The sequence below is a fragment of the Arthrobacter silvisoli genome (assembly GCF_003369445.1).
Lineage (GTDB): Bacteria > Actinomycetota > Actinomycetes > Actinomycetales > Micrococcaceae > Arthrobacter > Arthrobacter silvisoli.
The window spans coordinates 1-18216 of the sequence record NZ_QRCU01000059.1 but is presented as its reverse complement, the minus strand read 5'-3'; the positions used below and the strand labels follow the sequence as shown (position 1 = coordinate 18216).

Below are 18216 nucleotides of genomic sequence, written 5' to 3'. Positions count from 1 at the left end.
GGCATGGAACCAAAGCTACGCCCGTTTCCCGGACTTTAACCCGCAGTAATAGCGCATTTGTACGTTCGCTATTCCGCCATGGACGCGGGCGGCGGGGCGGCGCCGCGCAGGGCCGCACTGATCCTGGCACGGGCGGCGGCATCGAGCAGGGCCACTGTGTGGTTTTCGCGCGCGGCCCGGTCCAGCCTGATCCGCTGGATCACCATCCTGCCCAGACCGGCAAACACCGCCGCAGCCACCACCGGCAACACCATGGACTTCACGTTCCGTGCCATGCGGCCATGGTATCGGCACAAATAGGGTATGGGCCTTCTGGCCGGTAGAATGGGCGTGCAAGCTCGCGGAGCGCCCCTTATCCGTAAGACGCTGCACCAAACACCGTTGCCGGACACCCCTCTTGGACGCTGTTTGTGCGCGGTTCGGCGTGAGACGGCATCACTCCGCGGCAGCCTTTGACAAGGTTCAAACCAACGCTCACGCACAGGAGTTACCGGATGCCCCGGATCGTCGTCGACGTCATGCCCAAGCCCGAGATTCTGGACCCGCAGGGGAAGGCGATCGTGGGAGCACTGCCCCGCCTCGGCTTCACCGGCTTTAGCGCAGTCCGCCAGGGCAAGCGCTTCGAACTGACCGTCGACGGCGAGGTGACCGACGCCATCCTCGCCCAGGCGCGCGAGGCAGCGGAAACCCTGCTCTCCAACCCGGTCATCGAAGATGTTGTCAACGTCGAGGTCGTCGAGGCCTGACATGACTGAACTTCCCCTGATCGGCGATGCCCCCGTGGCCGCCGAATCCCGGTTGAACGGCGCCAAGATCGGCGTCGTCACCTTCCCCGGCACCCTTGACGACCGCGACGCCGCCCGTGCCGTCCGCCTGGCAGGCGGCACCGCCGTCGCGCTCTGGCACGCCGACACGGAACTGGCCGACGTCGACGCCGTGGTGATCCCGGGCGGCTTCTCCTACGGCGACTACCTGCGCGCCGGCGCCATTTCGCGTTTCGCGCCGCTGATGTCCAAGATCATCGACGCCGCCAACTCGGACGCCAAGCTGCCGGTGCTGGGTATCTGCAACGGCTTCCAGATCCTCACCGAATCGCACCTGCTGCCCGGTTCGATGATCAAGAACGACCACCTGAAGTTCCTCTGCCGGGACCAGGTGCTGCGTGTGGAGAACAACACCACCGCCTGGACCACCGACTACGAGGCCGGCCAGGAGATCCTGGTTCCGCTGAAGAACCAGGACGGCCAGTACATCGCCGACGAGAAGACCCTCGACGCCCTTGAGGCCGAGGGCCGCGTCGCGTTCCGCTACGTGGGCTTCAACCCGAACGGCTCCCGCCGCGACATCGCCGGCATCACCAACGCTGCCGGCAACGTGGTGGGCCTCATGCCGCACCCCGAACACGCGGTTGAGCCCGGCTTCGGCCCGGAGTCCAACGCCGGCACCGACGGCCTGGGCTTCTTCACCTCCGTTTTGAACAAGATTGTGGGAGGCGCCAAGTGACCACGGAGACCAACAAGAAGTTCAACATCGACACCGTCGAGAACGCAGCGAACACTCCCGACACCGAACTCCCCTGGGCCGAACTCGGCCTGAAGCAGAACGAGTTCGACGAGATCGTCAAGGTCCTGGGCCGCCGCCCCACCGGCGCCGAGCTGGCCATGTACTCCGTCATGTGGAGCGAGCACTGCTCCTACAAATCCTCCAAGAACCACCTGCGCCAGTTCGGCCAGAAGGTCACCGAGGAGATGAAGAAGGACATGCTGGTGGGCATCGGCGAAAACGCCGGCGTCACCAACCTGGGGGACGGCTGGGCCGTGACCTTCAAGATCGAGTCCCATAACTCGCCGTCGTTCGTTGAGCCTTACCAGGGTGCCGCGACCGGCATCGGCGGCATCGTCCGCGACATCATCTCCATGGGCGCCCGCCCCGTGGCCGTCATGGACCCGCTGCGCTTCGGCGAGATCGACCACCCGGACACCGCCCGCGTCATGCACGGCGCCGTGGCCGGCATCGGCGGCTACGGCAACTCCCTTGGCCTGCCGAACATCGGCGGCGAAATGGTGTTCGACGCCGTCTACCAGGGCAACCCGCTGGTCAACGCCCTCGCCGTGGGCGTCATGCGCCACGAGGACATCCGCTTGGCCAACGCCTCCGGCAAGGGCAACAAGGTGGTCCTCTTCGGTGCGCGCACCGGCGGCGACGGCATCGGCGGCGCCTCCGTGCTGGCCTCCGAGTCCTTCGACGACACCAAGCCGTCCAAGCGCCCCGCCGTCCAGGTGGGCGACCCCTTCGCCGAGAAGGTCCTCATCGAGTGCTGCCTCGAGCTCTTCAAGGGCTCCCTGGTCGAAGGCATCCAGGACCTCGGCGCGGCCGGCATCTCCTGCGCCACGTCCGAGCTCGCCTCCAACGGCGACGGCGGCATGCAGGTGGAGCTGACCAGCGTGCTGCTCCGCGACCCCACCCTGACCCCGGGCGAAATCCTGATGTCCGAGTCGCAGGAACGCATGATGGCCGTGGTCACCCCGGAGAACGTCGAGGCGTTCGAAGCCGTCATGGACAAGTGGGCCGTGGAATACGCCTGGCTGGGCGAGGTGACCGACACCGGCCGCCTCATCATCACCTGGGAAGGCGAGGTCATCGTCGACGTCGACCCGCGCACCGTCGCCCACGACGGTCCGGTCTACGACCGCCCCTACGCCCGCCCGTCCTGGCAGGATGCCCTGCAGGCGGACACCTTCACCGGTTCCGTGCAGGACGCCGGCCGCCCGTCGGCCCCGTCCGAGCTGGCTGCCGCCGTCACCGAACTGGTCGCCTCGCCGAACATGTGCGACAAGTCCTGGATCACCAAGCAGTACGACCGCTACGTCGGGGGCAACACCGCCATGGCGTTCCCGGACGACGCCGGCGTGGTGCGCGTGGACGAGGAGACCGGCCTGGGCGTGGCCCTGGCCACCGACGCCAACGGCCGCTACACCTATCTCGACCCGTACAACGGCGCCCAGCTGGCCCTGGCCGAGGCCTACCGCAACGTGGCCACTTCCGGCGCCGTGCCGATGGCCGTCTCCGACTGCCTGAACTTCGGCTCCCCCGAGGACCCGGATGTCATGTGGCAGCTGGCCGAGTCCATCCGCGGGCTGTCCGACGCCTGCATGGAGCTGGGTGTCCCGGTCACCGGCGGCAACGTCTCGCTGTACAACCAGACCGGTACCACCCCGATCCACCCCTCCCCCGTGGTGGCGGTGCTGGGCAAGCTCGACGACGTCGCGCGCCGCACCCCCTCCGGCTGGAAGGAAGACGGCCAGGCCATCTACCTGCTGGGTACCACGGCGGCTGAACTGGACGGTTCGGAATGGGCCAAGCTGCGCGGCCACCTCGGCGGCCTGCCGCCGCGCGTGGACCTTGCCGCGGAGCGCCAGCTCGGCGAGATCCTGATCAACGCCAGCCGCGACGGCATGGTCGACTCCGCGCACGACCTCTCCGAAGGCGGCCTCGCGGCAGCCTTGGTGGAGTCCGCACTGCGTTACGGTGTCGGCGCCCGGATCGCCTTGGAGGAACTGCTCGAGCGCGACGGCGTGGACCTGTTCACGGCCTTGTTCTCCGAGTCCCAGGCCCGGGCCATCGTGTCCGTGCCGCGTTCCGAAGAGGTCCGCTTCAAGGACATGTGCACCGCCCGCGGCTTCGCCCACCTGCGCATCGGCGTGGTGGACGCAGCTTCCAACGCCCTGGAGATCAACGGCGTGGAGGCCATGTCCCTGGACGCCCTCCGCGAAGCGCACGAAGGCACCCTGCCGAAGTACTTCGGCTAGAGCCCTCAGACCCCAACGCGGGGTCACTTACGGCCCATGTTTCCCCTCGGGATGGGCCGTAAGTGACCCCGCGTTGCTTTAATCCTCGCTGTGGAGGTCGCGGCGGCGGGCGCTGAGCAGTTCAATTTCCGGGCGGCCGGCAACCAGGCGTTCGACGGCGTCGAGCACCTCCACGAGGTGCGCATGGTCCGGTGCCACCACCGCCGCGCCGATGAGCGCCCGCCGATGCTGGTCCATGAAGCCCGTCTCTGCCGCGGACACCTCGAAGCGGCGCTTCAGCTCGGCCACCACGGGCCGCACCAATGAGCGTTTCTCCTTCAGGCTGTGAACTTCGCCCAGGAGGATGTCGAACTCGATCCAGCCGATCCACATGGGGACATTATGGCTCCGCCGGGCTGGACGCCGGGCTACGGGATGCTGAGTTCGCCCATCAGGTCCCAGCCTTCGCCCTCGATCTGGCGGCTGACGATCCGCGGGGTCTCCGCGAGGGCCTGCGGCATGTCCGCCATGGCCCTCTTGAAGTGTTCGCTGTTGACGTGGTCACCCGCGGCGTCGTCCTTGAAGGCTTCCACGAGCACGAACTCGTTGGGGTTGTCCACGCTGCGGGACCAGTCGAACCACAGATTGCCCGGCTCGGCGCGGGTGGCCTCGGTGAAGCCGGCCACGAGGTCGAGCCAGCGTTCGGTCCAGTCGGGCTTGGTCTTGAATTTGACGACGATGAAGATCACGGACTCCATCCTGTCATCGCGTCCACCGGCGCGCTAAACGGGACGGGTACACCAAGCCGGGAAGACGACGACGGCGGCCCCCACCTGAAGGTGGGAACCGCCGTCGGGCGCTTGGTACTGGAAGGGTCAGCGGGAGGTGCCCTGCGACACCGAGCCCTGCAGCTGGCGCTGGAACAGGATGTACGCGATGAGCACCGGGATGACGGTTACGGTGACGGCTGCGAACAGGGCGCCGAAGTCCACCGCGTAGCCCATCTGCTGGGCAAAGGCGAACAGCTCCTGGGAGAGGACCTTGGGGCCGCCGGCGTTGATGGTCACCGGGATGAGGAACTGGTTCCACAGGCCCAGGAAGTTGAAGATGGCCACGGATGCGAGGCCGGGCCTGGCCATGGGCAGCATGATCTGGAAGAAGGTCCGCCACTCCCCGGCGCCGTCAATCGCTGCCGCCTCGGCGATCTCACCCGGAAGGTTCTTGAAGAACGCGAAGAGGAAGAACACAGTGAACGGCAAGGCGAAAGCGACGTACGTGATGATCAGGCCCGGCAACTGGTTGAGCAGCCCCATTCCCTTGAGGACGCCGAACAACGGGACCATGGCAAGGAAGATCGGGAAGGTCAGGCCAGCGAGCATCAGGACGTAGATGACCCTGCTGCCCCGGAAACTGAAGCGGGCCAGCACGTAGGCGCACATGGCCCCCAGCAACATGACCAGCACCAGCGAGACGCCAACCACGATCACCGAGTTGATGAAGGCCGCACCAATGCCGGCTTCGCTCCACGCCTTGATGTAGTTGTCCAGCTTCCACGCCCCCGGCAGTGCGAACGGCGATGCGAAGATCTCGTTGGAGGTCTTGAAGGAGGACATGAAGGTCCACAGGAGCGGCAGGACCACAATGGCGGACCAGATGGCCAGGACGACGTGTGATGTTGCCGCCACCGCCCGGTCACCCGGCGTGCTCTTGGCTTCGCGCTCGAGGTGGCCCACGGGGGCTGTCTTTTGTTTCAGAAGAGTCACAGCCGGCCTCCATCGGTACCGCCGGTCAGCTTGTTCACCAGGAACACGAGGCCGGAGAAGAGCAGGGTTGCCACGGCGAGGATGACGCCCATGGCGGTCGCCATGCCGAACTGGCCGCGCTGGAAGGCGGTGAAGAAGAGCTGCTGGGACATGACCAGGGTGGAGTTCTCCGGGCCGCCTGCGTTCGGGAACAGCGAGGCCATGTAGACGAAGGCGTCCAGGGCGAAGATGCCCAGGTAGACGTAGGCGGTCTGGATGTTGTCGCGGATCATCGGGATAGTGACACTGACTGCGGTGCGGAAACGACCTGCGCCGTCAATGCGGGCAGCCTCGAAGAGTTCGGCGGGAATGCCTTTGATGCCGGCAATGAAGAGCACCATGTAGAAGCCCACGAAGCCCCAGATGATGACGAAGATGGAGCACGCCATGGCCGTGTTGGTGTTGCCCAGCCAGGCATAATCCTTGAAGTTAAGTCCCAAGGCGTTCAGGGCGCCGTTCAGCAGGCCGCCGCTGGGGTCGTAGATCTGGCCCCACATGATACCGATGGCGACGGCGGGAATGGTGTAGGGGAAGAAGGAAACTACGCGGTAGAAACTGGAGTTCTTCAGGCCCTTGACCTGGCCCTTGCTGCTGCCGCCTACCGTGACGAGCGCGGCCAGGACGAGGCTCAGGACCACAGTGACCAGGGGAACAATGATCAGCAGGATGACGTTGTTGCTGAGCGCCTTCAGGAACTGGTCGTCCGTGAAAATGCGGGCGTAATTGTCCAGCCCAATGAATTTGTAGTTCGGGCTGAAGCCGGACCAGTCCGTCAGGGAATAGACGAACGCCTGCAGGAACGGCCAAATCACGAAGACCAAGTAGATCGCCAGCGGTATCCCGAGGAACACCGCCATGAAGGAGACCTTGTCAAAGGTCAGGTTCTTGCGGCGGCTCTGGATGGCGGCCTTGCGGCCGCCTTCCAGAACCGCAGTTGGTGGGGGCAGGCTCACTTGATTTCAACCTTCTTGATGGAACTGTCGTTGCGGATCTTGTCCGACATCTTCTGCATGTCCTCGGCCAGCTTGGCAGCGTTCGACTTGCCATCGAGGAAGGCATTCCAGACAACCAGGACGTCCTTGTTCATGCCGTACAGGTCAAGGAACTGCCAGTTGAAGACGTTCTTTCCGGCCGCATCGAGCATCTTGGTCTGCGACACCAAAGCGGTTGAACCGAAGCCGTCCGCGGGGACGGTGTCCTTGACAACGGTGGGAGCCAGCTTGGTCTTGGCGAAGTTGGCGGCCGCGTCCTTGGAGAGCATGATGCGGAGGATTTCCTTGCCGCCTGCCTTGTTCTTGGCCTGGGAGGGAACGATGAAGGGCTCGCCGCCGCCGGAGTGCAGCGCCTCGTACGGCATCTTCGGGCTGCTGCTGGGGGTGGGCACCGGTGCGCCTGTCATCTTGAAGTCGGCCTTGGTCTGGTCCTTCATTTCGTTTTCGATCCACGAACCGGAGGGGTAGAGCAACGCCTCCTGGCCGTTGCTCCACTGGGCCTGCGCCGCGGTGAAGGCCGTGCCGGAACCGCCCGGCTTGAAGTGGCCGGCCTTGACGTGCTTGTCCAGGGCCTCGAAGACCTTGGTGAGCGCGGGGTGCTTCCAGCTGTCTTCCTTGAGGTTTTCCAGTGCTACCCGGACCTCGTCGCCGCCTTCCTTGATGGCGGAAGACAGTGCCAGTTCCAAGTAGTAGCTCGCAGCTTCCTTGCCCCAGAGGAACAAGTACTTGCCCTTGGCCTTGGCCTTCTCGCCGAGTTCGAAGGCCTCGTCCCAGGTCTTGGGAGGTGCCCAGCCGTTGGCCTCGAAGAGTGACGCGGAATACCAGACACCGAAGAGGGTGAGCACGTAGTTGATGGCCACGAGCTTGCCGTTGAAGGTTCCGGGTGCCAGCACGCCTTCGTAGAGAGTGTCCTTGATCGGGGTGCCTTCGAGGTTCTTGGCGTCCACCACGGGCTGGAGGTCTTCCAGCTGGTCAAGAATGGTGCTGATGCCGATGGACTGCGCACCGGAGTTGTCCACGAGGTCCGGGGGGTTGCCGCCGGCGAAGCGCGGCTGGAGTTCCGTGGAGATCGCGGTCGAAGGGCTGATCTTGGCAGTGGAACCCTGGTGGTTCTTATTGAAAATGCTGCCGGCGAAATCGACATAGTCGATGCCGTAGCCGCCCTTGAAAATCACGGCGTCAACCGTGGAGTTGTCCGCCAGCCCGAACGGGTTGGTGTCTGACACAGTACCGGTGGGACCAGTCGTGGTAGTGCCGCCCGACGCGCAGGAGGCCAGGGCTCCGCCCATCGGGGCCAATACGGCGGTGGCGAGCGCACCGCGGAGGAAACCACGGCGTGCGAAGGACTGCTGAACGTTCATCCTAAAACCCTCCAGGGACTCGTAGGACCGATCCGGACGGCGCCCGTGCCTAGATTTTCGGATCGGCTGGAAGGCGCCCGAAGCAGCGCCACCCTCGTGTGACATAATTCACCACAAGTGATTGGAAATCAATATTTCTGGCTAGTTTCGATCAACTTTTGTCAAAACGTGATCTACTCAGGAAGCGCCTCCGGGCCCCCCGGGGAGGCTTCAAAAGGAAAGAAACCGCAGCTCAGGGCCGTCCGCTAAGCGACCTTTCGCACTCTTCGATGGCTTCCCGAGCCCAGCGCTGCTGCTGCGGAGTGCCGACACGTTCCGCCCATTGCTCGGCAAGCTGGAACTCCACCAGCGCTTCGGTGCGGCGGCCGTCGTCGTACAGCGCCCAGCCGAGGTTGTTGTGCAGCGAAACCATCCAGCGCTTGGTGCGCGGATCGTCGACGGCGGAGGCGTACTCGAGCGCGCTGCGCGTCCAGGACTCCTGGTGTCCGGAGTCGGCGATCGCGAGCATGTGCAGGGCATCCACCGTGAGGAATTCCTCGCCGAGATGGTCGCCGAGCTCCGCGGCCTGCTCGAGCAGCGGCACGGCCATGGCCGGGTGCCCGGAGAAATTCAGCAACCGCCCGCGCTCCAGGAGGACCCGGACCGCGAGCGTGGGCTCCTCTTCGGTGTCAATCGAGTCCAGCAGGGCATCGGCCTCTTCGTAGCGGCCCTGGAGTCCGATGGCGCGGCCAAGCTGGGTGGCCAGTTCCGAGCGTTCGAAATCGTCGAACCGGGGATCCTGCATTGCTTCCCGGAAGCGCGCTTCGGACAGGGCCGGGTCTTCGAAGGTCCACAACTCGTCGAGTGTTCTTTGCTCCAGCATCTGGCCGCTCCCGATTGCGTCAAGGGCATCGAATGGTGTTGCGCACTCTCAATCTATCCGACCGCGGCCATGCCGGGGCAGCTCATTTGCCGGCAAGGCGCGCCCACCCGAGTTGCTCCTGCTGCTTCTTGCTGAGCCTCGCCACCACGAGGTCGTAGGAGTCCTCCACCATGTCCCGGATCATGGCATCGGGAAGGCTGCCGTCCAGCCGGACGCCGTTCCAATGGGTCTTGTTCATGTGCCAGGCGCCGGTGATCTCGGGGTGCGCCGCGCGCAATTGTGCAGCCAGTCCGGGCTCGCATTTCAAGTTCACCGTAAGCGGTTCGGCGTCCAGCGCGGAGAGCGCAAACAGCTTCGCGTCTTGGCCGCCGGACACCGCGGAACGGACCTTGAAGACCGAGGTTTCCGGGCCAAAGGGGAAGTCCTCGAAGGCTCCGGGGAATTCCAGGCAGATCCGGCGGAGGGTAGCAGCATCCATGGTCCGAGCCTAGCCCAGGCTACAGACCGTAATGCCAGCCCTCCCGGGCCGGGCAGGTGTTGACCACGACGTCCAGCCCTGCGGCTTTCGCGCGGTCGACGGCGGCCTCATCGTTGACCCCGAGCTGCAGCCACACGGCCTTCGCGCCGGCCGCGATCGACTGGTCGATCACCGCGCCTACATGGCTGGAGTTCACGAAGCAGTCCACGACGTCGATCGGCTGCTTTTCGGCGGGAATGTCGCCGACCGTCCTGTAGCCGGTTTCGCCGTGGACGTCTTCGCCGCGCAGGTTCACCGGGATGATTTCCATGCCCATGCGGTCGCGGATGTAGAGGGCGACGTCATACGCGGAGCGCCACTCGTTCTTCGTCAGGCCGACGATGGCCCAGCGGCCTTTGGTCCGCATGAGGCGTTCGATGACTGCCGGATCGTTCACGTGGGTCATGTCCCCAGCCTACGCCCGCGGCCCGCGGGGCCCCTCGGGCGCGGCGGGGCTTGCGTCACGGCGGGCCTCACGGGAGGAGCTTGGGCCGGGCCGCTCAGAGGCGGATGCCGAGGCGCTCAATCCGCCCGAGGACGTCCTCCACCGTGCTGCCAACGGGGCCGCGCTTGTCCAGCACTGCGTCAAAGGAGTCCTTGAAGCTCATGCCGGAAGGCCCGGCGGGAACACCAGGCGAGGAAGCTGCGCTTTCGCCCGGCCGGTTGTACTTCCGGTTGGCCGATGCCTGCTTCGGCTTATCCTTTGTCGCTTTCCCCGCTTTCGTTGTGGCAGCCGCGGCGTGCGGTTTTCCCTTCGGGGCGGAGACCGGTGCGCGGTCCGATACAGCGGATGGCGACGGCGATACCGGGCCCCATGGCGCCCCGGCAGGGGGCTGCGACGCTGGTGGTGGGCCGGCGGGCGCCGGGACAACGGTGACCTTTGGCGCGTCCGGGAGGGGGCCGGCCGGCAGGAGTGACTGCGGCGCAGGGTTCGCGTGAGGCGCCCATCCCTCGATCAGCTTGTTGACGAACTCCGGAGGGTTGTTTGGCAGGCCCCCGGATGCAGCAACGCCTCCGACGCCCAGGCCCATCGCCGTCACCACAACACCGGCGAAAAGGGCAGGGCGGTGTTTCCTGCGGCGGCGCTTGGCGAGTTCGTCGCCCTCGGGCTTCAAGCCGCCGTCGGGCCCTGCTGATGGATCGCCGAGCAGGGCGGCAAGTTCACCACGGGGTATCGGGGCAGGCAAGGCCGAGAGGCTTGCAACGGACTCGAGGGCAGCCAACAGCCACGGATCACCGGGCACGCCGGCGTCGAGCATGAGCTCGGAGACGAGCTTGTCACGATCCGCATCGGAACGCGTCATGGCGCCACATATTCCTTTACTGCCGAGTGTTCGCGGAGGGTCTTGAGGGCCCTCCGCTGCAACTGCTTCACTGCACCTTGGCTCTTCCCCATGATTTCGGCAACTTGTTCCACGGTCAGCCCCGCAATGATGCGTAATGACAGGACCTCCCGTTGTTCCTCGGGCAGGAACCCGAGCAGTGCCAGCACTTCTCCGGGGGCCACCCGGCCCATCGCCTCGGCCTCGGCGGAGAGGACCTCCCTGGTATCCCGCTCGGCTTCGAACTCCTGGTGTTCCGGCGAGCGGACCTGCCTGCGATGGTCATCAACCATCCGGGCGTGGGCAACGGAGAAGACAAACGTCCGCAGGCCCTTGACTCCGCCGGAGATGGAGTCGATCCTCGGCAGCACCGCAAGGAAGACATCTTGGGTGAGGGCCTCGGGGTCCTGCACACCCTTGGCGCTCAGGTAGCCGAACACCTGGCCTGCGAAGGACTGGTATACAGCACTGAACAGCTCAGAGTCGTTGCCCTGAAGGGCCTGCAACGCTTCGTCGGTCAGGGCGTCAGTCACGGTTCAGGTGCTTTCGGTGGATGCTGGGGTCTGCTGCCGTTGCGCGTGATTGTCCCGGTGGACTCACTGCGGGGCACTCCCCAGCCTAACCGCCGCCGCCTGCACAGCCCAAGACACACCCTGGCCGTCTGCATCCTTTTGCCGGACTCCTTGCGGGCAAAACGAAGGACCGAGCTGGAACATGATGGGGGACAGATTCCAGCTCGGCCCGTTCACTGAAGTAATCGTCCGGACCGGCTGAAGGGTTACGCGAATCTCGAAGTTTTTTCCTGGACGAGTGTTTTCGCAGATCAAAGGAGGTTTTGGGGGATGCGCAGTGCGCCTCCCCCATCTCCACGGGAGTGCAGGCCGCGCACCCCGCCTGATCCGCAGGATGAAAGCGAAGGCACGCACAAAGAATCGGCGGGCCGCCCGCAAAGTTCGCCTGGAACCAAAGGGCGGCCCGCCGTCGTCGAGCATTCTTGAGGCTTAGTCCTCGATCAGATCGTGCAGCACGATCGTCTGGTCGCGGTCCGGGCCGACGCCGATCGCGGAGAAGCGGGTGCCGGAGAGCTTCTCGAGCGCCAGCACGTAGTTGCGGGCGTTCTCCGGGAGGTCCTCCAGGGTCTTGGCGCCCGTGATGTCCTCGGTCCAGCCGTCGAAGTACTCGAAGATCGGCACCGCGTGGTGGAACTCGGTCTGCGTCATGGGCATTTCGTCATGGCGGACGCCGTCGACGTCGTAGGCCACGCAGACCGGGATCTGCTCGATGCCGGTGAGCACGTCCAGCTTGGTGACGAAGTAGTCCGTGAAGCCGTTCACGCGGGAAGCGTGGCGGGCCAGGACGGCGTCGTACCAGCCGCAGCGGCGCGGGCGGCCGGTGTTCACGCCGAACTCGCCGCCGGTCTTCTGCAAGTACATGCCCATTTCGTCGAACAGTTCCGTGGGGAACGGGCCGGCGCCGACGCGGGTGGTGTAGGCCTTGATGATGCCGATGGAGCGCGAGATGCGGGTAGGCCCGATGCCCGAGCCCACGGAGGCGCCGCCGGCGGTCGGGTTGGAGGAAGTCACGAAGGGGTAGGTGCCGTGGTCGACGTCCAGGAACGTGGCCTGGCCGCCCTCCATGAGCACCACCTTGCCCTCGTCCAGGGCGTTGTTCAGCTCCAGGGTGCTGTCGATGACCAGGGGGCGCAGGCGTTCGGCGAAGGAGAGGAAGTACTGCACGATCTCCTCGGCCACCACGTCGCGGCGGTTGTAGACCTTGACCAGGAGTTCGTTCTTCTGGCGCAGCGAGCCTTCCACCTTCTGGCGGAGGATCGATTCGTCAAAGACGTCCTGGACGCGGATGCCCAGGCGGGCCACCTTGTCCATGTAGGCCGGGCCGATGCCGCGGCCGGTAGTGCCGATGGCGCGGCTGCCGAGGAAGCGCTCGGTGACTTTGTCCAGCACCTGGTGGTACGGGGCCACGAGGTGGGCGTTGGCGGAGACGCGCAGGCGGGAGGTGTCCGCGCCGCGGGCTTCGAGGCCGTCGATTTCCTGGAAGAGGGCCTCGAGGTTCACCACGCAGCCGTTGCCGATGATCGGAATGGCGTTGGGGCTCAGGATGCCGGCGGGAAGGAGCTTGAGCTCATACTTCTCGCCGCCGACGACGACGGTGTGCCCGGCGTTGTTGCCGCCGTTGGGCTTGACCACGTAGTCCACGCGGCCACCGAGCAGGTCGGTCGCTTTGCCTTTGCCTTCGTCGCCCCACTGGGCTCCGACGATCACGATAGCGGGCATGGGATCCTCCCCCATTCTTTTCGGGCAGGCGGGCGGGAACACCGCACCTGGCGCCGTACATGAGAACGCCCCGAAGCCAGGCCCTGTCCACGATCTTCAACAAAGATTCATGGGCAGGAAGGGCAAGAGTTCCGGGGCTCTTACCAGCCAAGTTTAGCCGATCCGGCCCCATTACACGGCGTCATGACCCTGCTCCAGGGTCGGCCCCGGTACCGGGCGCCGGCCGGGTGGACACGGCGGACCACCGGAACCGCCCAGCGACACGCGCCAAAGTGTCTGGGATCCGCGACACCGCGGCCCCGGATCCCCTCGCTCCGGGTCCCGCATTCCTGTGACATGGAACATGACCGTCCATCATGAGGAGTAACACCATGGCAGCAGCAAGCAGCGCCGTCGAAGCCCGGTCGATCGAGATGATCCCGCCCGGCGAGCGGCACGGCCACCCGAAGTCCCAGTTCACCCTATGGTTCGGCGCCAACGCCCAGATCACCGCGATCGTGGACGGCGCCCTCGCAGTGGTCTTCGGCGCCGATGCCTTCTGGGCCATCATCGGCCTGCTGGCGGGCAATGTCCTCGGCGGCATCGTCATGGCGCTGCACTCCGCCCAGGGCCCCAAGCTGGGCCTTCCGCAGATGATTTCCAGCCGGGCACAGTTCGGCGTCTACGGGGCGGTCATCCCGCTGGTCCTCGTCATCCTGATGTACGTCGGCTTCGCCTCCACCGGCACCGTGCTCTCCGGGCAGGCCATCAACCTGATCCTGGGAGTCAACGTTCCCGCGGTCGGGATCCTGATCTTCGGCGCCACCACTGCCTTGCTGGCCATCCTCGGCTACAAGTACATCCACGCCCTCGGCCGCATCGCCACCGTACTGGGCCTGGCCGGCTTCCTGTACCTGACCTTCGTGGTGCTGACGAAGTACGACATCGGCCAGATCATGTTCCTCAAGGGTTTCGAATGGCCCACCTTCCTGACGGCCATCGCCCTCGGCGCCGGCTGGCAGTTGACCTTCGGCCCCTACGTCGCGGACTACTCCCGGTACCTGCCCCAGGACACCAGCGAGCGCCGGACCTTCTGGTACACCTTCGCCGGTTCCGTGGGCGGCGCCCAGTGGGCCATGACGATTGGCGCCCTGGCGGGCGGCCTGTCCGCCGCGCACCTTGGCGGGGACTTCCTGAAGAACCAGGTGGGCTACATGGGCGACCTCGCCGGCGGCGGGCTGATCGCCGTCTTCATCTACCTGATGATCGTCAGCGGCAAGCTGACGGTGAACTGCCTGAACGCCTACGGCGCCTTCATGTGCTCGGTGACGATCGGCACCGCAGTCAACCGCCGCGACACGGTGTCCCGCGCAGCCCGCATCGCGTTCATCCTGGTGGTGATCGGCGCGAGCGTGCTGATCGCCCTGTTCGCCAGCAAGGACTTCCTGAACCTGTTCAAGAACTTCGTGCTGATGCTGCTCATGGTGTTCACGCCGTGGTCGGTCATCAACCTGGTGGACTACTACAAGGTGTCCCGCGACCGCCTGGACATCCCGGCGCTCTACAACCCGAACGGCCGCTACGGAAAGTGGAACGTGGCAGCCCTGGTGTCCTACGGCATCGGCGTCGTCGTCCAGGTCCCTTTCCTGGCGCAGGCCCTTTACACCGGTCCGGTGACGCACTGGCTGGGTGGCGCGGACATCTCCTGGATCGTCGGCATCGCAGTGACCATGCTGGTCTATTACCCCTGGGCGAAGGCGACCAACCGCGCTCCGCTGGAGACCATCTACCCGAGCGAGGACGTGACTCCCAGCCAGGTGCCGGCGTCGTAACCTCCGGCGTCGTAAGCGCTACTGGCGGGCGGCCGCGAGCGCCGCGTCCGCCAGCGCCGGCCACTCACCGGCAGCCGAGAGCGGAACCTCCACCCAGTCCTTGAACGGCCTGCCCATACCGGAGGGATCGAAAAGCACGGCCCCGGGCAGCCCGAGGGCCCGCGCATGCTCGGGATTGTCGCGGCCGAGTTTGAAGGCCACCATGTCCCCGTTCAGGCAGGCGATCGCTTTCTTCTCCAGCAGCAGCGAGCGGGCGCCGAACATCTGCCCCGGCACCACCCCGGCGTGGAGCAGGTCGGCGCCCAGGTCCTCGAAGGCGGCAACAGCTGCAGCGGACGACTCGCGCTTCTCCATGGCGGCATCATGCCCGACGGCGGGAGATTAGCAAAGCGCTGCCGGCACCTTGTGGTGCCGGCAGCGCTCTTCCCGTTCCGGAGCTATCCGGCGGCCCGGTGCTCTATCCGGCCGCTCCAGCGACGGCGAACACCACTGCCGCGATACCGAAGCCCGTAACACCGATGAGTGTTTCCATGACGGTCCATGTGGCAAGGGTGGTCTTGACGTCCATGCCAATGAAGCGGCCCACCAGCCAGAATCCGGCGTCGTTGACGTGGGAAACCACCACTGATCCGGCGGCAACGGCAACAACGAGCGCCGCCAGTTGCAGTCCGTTCATCCCTGCGTCCGCAACGGCCGGGGAGATGAGGCCCGCGGTGGTTGTCAGCGCGACAGTCGCCGAGCCTTGGGCGATGCGCAGGATCGAGGAGATCAGGAAGCCGGCCAGGATCAGCGGGATGCCGGCGTCGCCCAGCACATCGGCCAACGCCTTGCCGATGCCCGACATCCGCAGCACCGCGCCGAACATGCCGCCGGCACCGGTGATGAGGATGACCGAGCAGACCGGGCCGAGGGAGGACTCGAGGAGGCCTTCGAGCCGCTCGCCGTGAAGGCCGCGGCGCATGCCGAGAACGAGCGCGGCGACGAACACGGAGATGAGCAGGGCAACAGGCGTGTCACCAAGTGCACGGATGATCTGGAACCACTGCTGTTCCTTCACGGCGTCAGGCAGGAGGTGCGAGGTGGCCAGGGTGTTGAGGCCGGTGTTGAGGAAGATCAGCACGAGCGGCAGCAGGAGGATGCCCACGACGGTACGGAAGCGGGGCGGGTGGGCTTCAGCCTCGGCCGAAGCGTGGCCAAGGATTTCCGGCACCGGAAGCTCGAGCTTGCGACCCGTCCACAGGCCGTAGAGGTAGCAGGTGAGGTACCAGGTGGGAATGGCGGCGATGAGGCCGACGATGGTCACCAAGCCGACGTTCGCGCCGAGGATGGCGGAGGCCGAGACCGGCCCCGGGTGCGGCGGCAGGAACACATGCATCACGGAGAACGCTCCGACGGCGGGCAGGGCGTAGCGGAGCACTCCGCCCCCGAGCCGGTGGGCGACTGCGAACACGACCGGCAGCATGACCACCAGGCCGGCGTCGAAGAAGATCGGGAAGCCGAAGATGAGCGAGGCGAGGCCGAGCGCGAACGGTGCACGTTTCTCACCGAAGAGCTTGATGAGGTAGTCGGCCAGTACCTTCGCGCCGCCGGAAGTTTCGACGATCCGGCCGAGCATGGTGCCCAGGCCGACGAGCAGGGCAACGGTGCCGAGCGTCGTGCCGAAGCCGCCGACCAGCACGCCCACCACCTTGTCGGCGGGGATGCCGGTGGCGAAGGCCGTGGCCAGGCTGACCGTGATCAGTGCAAGCAGCGCATGCATCTTGAAGCGGATGATCAGGACAAGCAGGACGGCGATGGCGGCGGCCGCGATGAGCAGCAGCGGGCCGGCGCCGAGGGTTTGGGTCCATCCTTCGATGGCAGTCATGGTTCTCCTTTGAAACAGGTGATGCGGTGTTGGGGGGGTGTTGAGGCCGTCTTGATTTCAGGCGCTCTGGTGTTCAGGCCGCCCGGTGTTCAGGCGGCCTGGTGTTCAGGGGGCTTTGAGGCGGCTGAAGCTCAGGCGGCCTGGAGTGCGAGGACGTCGACGACGGTGCGCACCAGGGTGTTCGGGTCCTGTGCGATGTCCAGGCGGATGCTTCCTGCCGCGCATTCCTCCGCCGTAAGGGGCTCGAGGGTGGCGAGCTGGCTGGGCAGCAGGGTGGTGGGCATGAAATGGCCCTCGCGGCTGCCCATGCGTTCGGCAAGAAGTTCCGCGCTGCCGTCGAGGTGGACGAAGACCACCCGGCCTTCGGCGCCGGACAGCAGGTCCCGATAACCGCGCTTGAGGGCCGAGCACGTCAGCACAGTGCTGTTGCCCGCCCGGGCCTCGGAGGTCATCCAGTCGCGGATGCTGCGCAGCCAGGGCCAGCGGTCCTCGTCCGTGAGCGGGATGCCACCGGCCATTTTCGAGATGTTGGCCGAAGGGTGGAAGCGGTCGGCTTCGGCCATGTCCCAGCCGAGGGCCGACGCGAGTGCCCCGGCGATCGTGGACTTGCCTGCGCCGGCAACGCCCATGACGACCACGTGGATTGCAGATGACTCCATTGCCCTACCTCCGCAGGAAGACGTCGTTGGCTTCCGAAGAAGCTCGGGGTGGCGCCAATGCGCCGTGTTCCTGAAAAAGATAACACCATTAGAGGGTCACTGGTAGTACTTAATGTGCTTTTGGTCATACTTTTACGCCGAAGGCACTACGCTGGGGATGGAATCAGCGCGGGAAGGGCGGGATATGTCGACGGCGACTGCGGATGGCGGCGGCCTGCATCAGCGCATGCTGGACACCCTCGGCGAATCGATCGCCTCGGGCCGCCTCGCCCCCGGATCCCGGCTGACCCTCGAAGACCTCCAGCAGGAATTCAGCGTCTCCCGCACCGTCGCCCGGGACACCATGCGCGTGCTGGAATCCATGAACCTTGTGTACTCACGGCGCCGGGTAGGCATCGTGGTCCAGGACCCGCAGCATTGGAACGTCTTCGACCCCAAGCTGGTGCACTGGCGGCTGGCCTCCACGCGCCGCGAAGCCCAGTACGCCTCCCTCACCGAACTGCGTATCGCCGTCGAACCCATTGCCGCCGCGGCCGCCGCACGCCGGGCCACGCACGCGCAACGCGGAGAACTGGGAGCGATGGCCGCGGAGCTGCGGCGCCTGGGCGAGGCCGGGGACCTGGAGGGCTTCCTCGCCGTCGACATCGCCTTCCACCGCCTACTGCTGCACGCAAGCGGCAACGAGATGTTCGCCGCGATCGACCAGATGGTGGCCGAGGTCCTGACCAGCCGCACCCAGCAGGGGCTCATGCCGTTCCGACCGGAGGAAGCTGCGCTCAAGGCGCACGAGGATGTTGCCACAGCGGTCTCGCGCGGGGATACGAACAAGGCCGAGGAAGCCATGCACCGCGTGGTGGTGGAAGTCCGCCAGGCGATGGGGCTGGACTAGGACTAACGACGACGGCGCCTTAACGGCGACGGCGCCCCGCACCTCTTGGTGCGGGGCG

The 18216-nt window shown here is 65.8% G+C and carries 20 protein-coding genes; 5 read left to right on the top strand and 15 right to left on the bottom strand.

From position 1 onward, the window contains the following. Positions 1–68: 68 nt before the first annotated feature. On the bottom strand, positions 69–275 hold the full coding sequence (locus DWV11_RS13435) for a hypothetical protein (protein ID WP_115789429.1): 207 nt from the start codon (positions 273–275) through the stop codon (positions 69–71). 219 nt (positions 276–494) lie between these two features. Here DWV11_RS13435 and purS point away from each other — a divergent pair, with 219 nt between their 5' ends. From purS to purL, 3 genes are read left to right on the top strand one after another with little or no spacing between them, the layout of a single operon-like run. Continuing rightward, entirely contained in the window at positions 495–746 is a 252-nt protein-coding gene (gene purS, locus DWV11_RS13430) for a phosphoribosylformylglycinamidine synthase subunit PurS (protein ID WP_074590667.1), read from the top strand. 1 nt (position 747) lies between these two features. Further along, a complete protein-coding gene (purQ, locus tag DWV11_RS13425; RefSeq protein ID WP_115789428.1) occupies positions 748–1503 on the top strand; it encodes a phosphoribosylformylglycinamidine synthase subunit PurQ in 756 nt (251 codons plus the stop codon). After that, the gene (gene purL, locus DWV11_RS13420; protein WP_115789427.1) at positions 1500–3809 is read left to right on the top strand and encodes a phosphoribosylformylglycinamidine synthase subunit PurL; all 2310 of its coding nucleotides are present in this window, start codon (positions 1500–1502) and stop codon (positions 3807–3809) included. The genes purQ and purL overlap by 4 nt, the downstream gene beginning before the upstream one ends. 78 nt (positions 3810–3887) lie before the next feature. Here purL and DWV11_RS13415 read toward each other — a convergent pair whose 3' ends face one another. The 11 genes from DWV11_RS13415 to DWV11_RS13365 form a co-directional block, all read right to left on the bottom strand. Further along, positions 3888–4181, bottom strand: coding sequence for a DUF503 domain-containing protein (locus tag DWV11_RS13415; protein WP_115789426.1), 294 nt, complete (start codon positions 4179–4181; stop codon positions 3888–3890). Between the two features lie 35 nt (positions 4182–4216). Then, positions 4217–4537: a putative quinol monooxygenase gene (locus tag DWV11_RS13410; RefSeq protein ID WP_115789589.1), complete on the bottom strand. Its 321-nt coding sequence runs from the start codon at positions 4535–4537 to the stop codon at positions 4217–4219. 126 nt (positions 4538–4663) lie between these two features. Continuing rightward, positions 4664–5542: a carbohydrate ABC transporter permease gene (locus DWV11_RS13405; protein WP_245953655.1), complete on the bottom strand. Its 879-nt coding sequence runs from the start codon at positions 5540–5542 to the stop codon at positions 4664–4666. 5 nt (positions 5543–5547) lie between these two features. Next, entirely contained in the window at positions 5548–6447 is a 900-nt protein-coding gene (locus DWV11_RS13400) for a carbohydrate ABC transporter permease (RefSeq protein ID WP_115789588.1), read from the bottom strand. 92 nt (positions 6448–6539) lie between these two features. Continuing rightward, positions 6540–7943, bottom strand: coding sequence for an N-acetylglucosamine/diacetylchitobiose ABC transporter substrate-binding protein (ngcE, locus tag DWV11_RS13395; RefSeq protein WP_115789424.1), 1404 nt, complete (start codon positions 7941–7943; stop codon positions 6540–6542). A 232-nt stretch (positions 7944–8175) separates the two neighbouring features. Next, entirely contained in the window at positions 8176–8805 is a 630-nt protein-coding gene (locus tag DWV11_RS13390; protein ID WP_115789423.1) for a tetratricopeptide repeat protein, read from the bottom strand. Between the two features lie 82 nt (positions 8806–8887). Beyond that, positions 8888–9283, bottom strand: coding sequence for an MmcQ/YjbR family DNA-binding protein (locus tag DWV11_RS13385; RefSeq protein ID WP_115789422.1), 396 nt, complete (start codon positions 9281–9283; stop codon positions 8888–8890). Between the two features lie 19 nt (positions 9284–9302). Next, on the bottom strand, positions 9303–9728 hold the full coding sequence (locus DWV11_RS13380; RefSeq protein WP_115789421.1) for a CoA-binding protein: 426 nt from the start codon (positions 9726–9728) through the stop codon (positions 9303–9305). Positions 9729–9822: 94 nt separating this feature from the next. After that, complete coding sequence (locus DWV11_RS13375) at positions 9823–10626, bottom strand: hypothetical protein (RefSeq protein WP_115789420.1); 804 nt, start codon at positions 10624–10626, stop codon at positions 9823–9825. Continuing rightward, positions 10623–11177, bottom strand: a complete 555-nt coding sequence (locus tag DWV11_RS13370) for an RNA polymerase sigma factor (RefSeq protein ID WP_115789419.1) — start codon at positions 11175–11177, stop codon at positions 10623–10625. The genes DWV11_RS13375 and DWV11_RS13370 overlap by 4 nt, the downstream gene beginning before the upstream one ends. A 468-nt stretch (positions 11178–11645) precedes the next feature. Continuing rightward, positions 11646–12935 (bottom strand): adenylosuccinate synthase, encoded by a 1290-nt coding sequence (locus DWV11_RS13365; protein WP_115789418.1) that lies wholly within the window; start codon positions 12933–12935, stop codon positions 11646–11648. A gap of 371 nt (positions 12936–13306) precedes the next feature. On the opposite strand from DWV11_RS13365, the gene DWV11_RS13360 reads away from it, so the two are divergent. Beyond that, positions 13307–14746 carry a purine-cytosine permease family protein gene (locus tag DWV11_RS13360; RefSeq protein WP_115789417.1) on the top strand — a complete coding sequence of 480 codons (1440 nt, stop codon included), beginning with the start codon at positions 13307–13309 and terminating at the stop codon, positions 14744–14746. A gap of 18 nt (positions 14747–14764) precedes the next feature. Here DWV11_RS13360 and DWV11_RS13355 read toward each other — a convergent pair whose 3' ends face one another. The 3 genes from DWV11_RS13355 to DWV11_RS13345 all read right to left on the bottom strand — a co-directional run bounded on the left by DWV11_RS13355 (position 14765) and on the right by DWV11_RS13345 (position 17269). Further along, positions 14765–15100 (bottom strand): hypothetical protein, encoded by a 336-nt coding sequence (locus tag DWV11_RS13355; protein ID WP_168404699.1) that lies wholly within the window; start codon positions 15098–15100, stop codon positions 14765–14767. A 103-nt stretch (positions 15101–15203) separates the two neighbouring features. After that, positions 15204–16610 carry a GntP family permease gene (locus tag DWV11_RS13350; protein WP_115789416.1) on the bottom strand — a complete coding sequence of 469 codons (1407 nt, stop codon included), beginning with the start codon at positions 16608–16610 and terminating at the stop codon, positions 15204–15206. 131 nt (positions 16611–16741) lie between these two features. Beyond that, positions 16742–17269 (bottom strand): gluconokinase, encoded by a 528-nt coding sequence (locus DWV11_RS13345; protein WP_115789415.1) that lies wholly within the window; start codon positions 17267–17269, stop codon positions 16742–16744. A 184-nt stretch (positions 17270–17453) separates the two neighbouring features. Between DWV11_RS13345 and DWV11_RS13340 the strand changes: the two genes are divergently transcribed. Further along, positions 17454–18158 carry a FadR/GntR family transcriptional regulator gene (locus tag DWV11_RS13340; protein ID WP_115789414.1) on the top strand — a complete coding sequence of 235 codons (705 nt, stop codon included), beginning with the start codon at positions 17454–17456 and terminating at the stop codon, positions 18156–18158. The last annotated feature ends 58 nt before the right edge of the window (positions 18159–18216 follow it).

Coding starts and splice junctions, on each gene's coding strand:
- DWV11_RS13385 (WP_115789422.1), bottom strand. CDS start 9,283: ATGGATGCTGCTACCCTCCGCCGGATCTGCCTGGAATTCCCCGGAGCC.
- DWV11_RS13365 (WP_115789418.1), bottom strand. CDS start 12,935: ATGCCCGCTATCGTGATCGTCGGAGCCCAGTGGGGCGACGAAGGCAAA.
- ngcE (WP_115789424.1), bottom strand. CDS start 7,943: ATGAACGTTCAGCAGTCCTTCGCACGCCGTGGTTTCCTCCGCGGTGCG.
- DWV11_RS13350 (WP_115789416.1), bottom strand. CDS start 16,610: ATGACTGCCATCGAAGGATGGACCCAAACCCTCGGCGCCGGCCCGCTG.
- DWV11_RS13400 (WP_115789588.1), bottom strand. CDS start 6,447: ATGGCGGTGTTCCTCGGGATACCGCTGGCGATCTACTTGGTCTTCGTG.
- DWV11_RS13380 (WP_115789421.1), bottom strand. CDS start 9,728: ATGACCCACGTGAACGATCCGGCAGTCATCGAACGCCTCATGCGGACC.
- DWV11_RS13345 (WP_115789415.1), bottom strand. CDS start 17,269: ATGGAGTCATCTGCAATCCACGTGGTCGTCATGGGCGTTGCCGGCGCA.
- DWV11_RS13360 (WP_115789417.1), top strand. CDS start 13,307: ATGGCAGCAGCAAGCAGCGCCGTCGAAGCCCGGTCGATCGAGATGATC.
- purS (WP_074590667.1), top strand. CDS start 495: ATGCCCCGGATCGTCGTCGACGTCATGCCCAAGCCCGAGATTCTGGAC.
- DWV11_RS13355 (WP_168404699.1), bottom strand. CDS start 15,100: ATGGAGAAGCGCGAGTCGTCCGCTGCAGCTGTTGCCGCCTTCGAGGAC.
- DWV11_RS13340 (WP_115789414.1), top strand. CDS start 17,454: ATGTCGACGGCGACTGCGGATGGCGGCGGCCTGCATCAGCGCATGCTG.
- purQ (WP_115789428.1), top strand. CDS start 748: ATGACTGAACTTCCCCTGATCGGCGATGCCCCCGTGGCCGCCGAATCC.
- DWV11_RS13390 (WP_115789423.1), bottom strand. CDS start 8,805: ATGCTGGAGCAAAGAACACTCGACGAGTTGTGGACCTTCGAAGACCCG.
- DWV11_RS13415 (WP_115789426.1), bottom strand. CDS start 4,181: ATGTGGATCGGCTGGATCGAGTTCGACATCCTCCTGGGCGAAGTTCAC.
- DWV11_RS13375 (WP_115789420.1), bottom strand. CDS start 10,626: ATGACGCGTTCCGATGCGGATCGTGACAAGCTCGTCTCCGAGCTCATG.
- DWV11_RS13435 (WP_115789429.1), bottom strand. CDS start 275: ATGGCACGGAACGTGAAGTCCATGGTGTTGCCGGTGGTGGCTGCGGCG.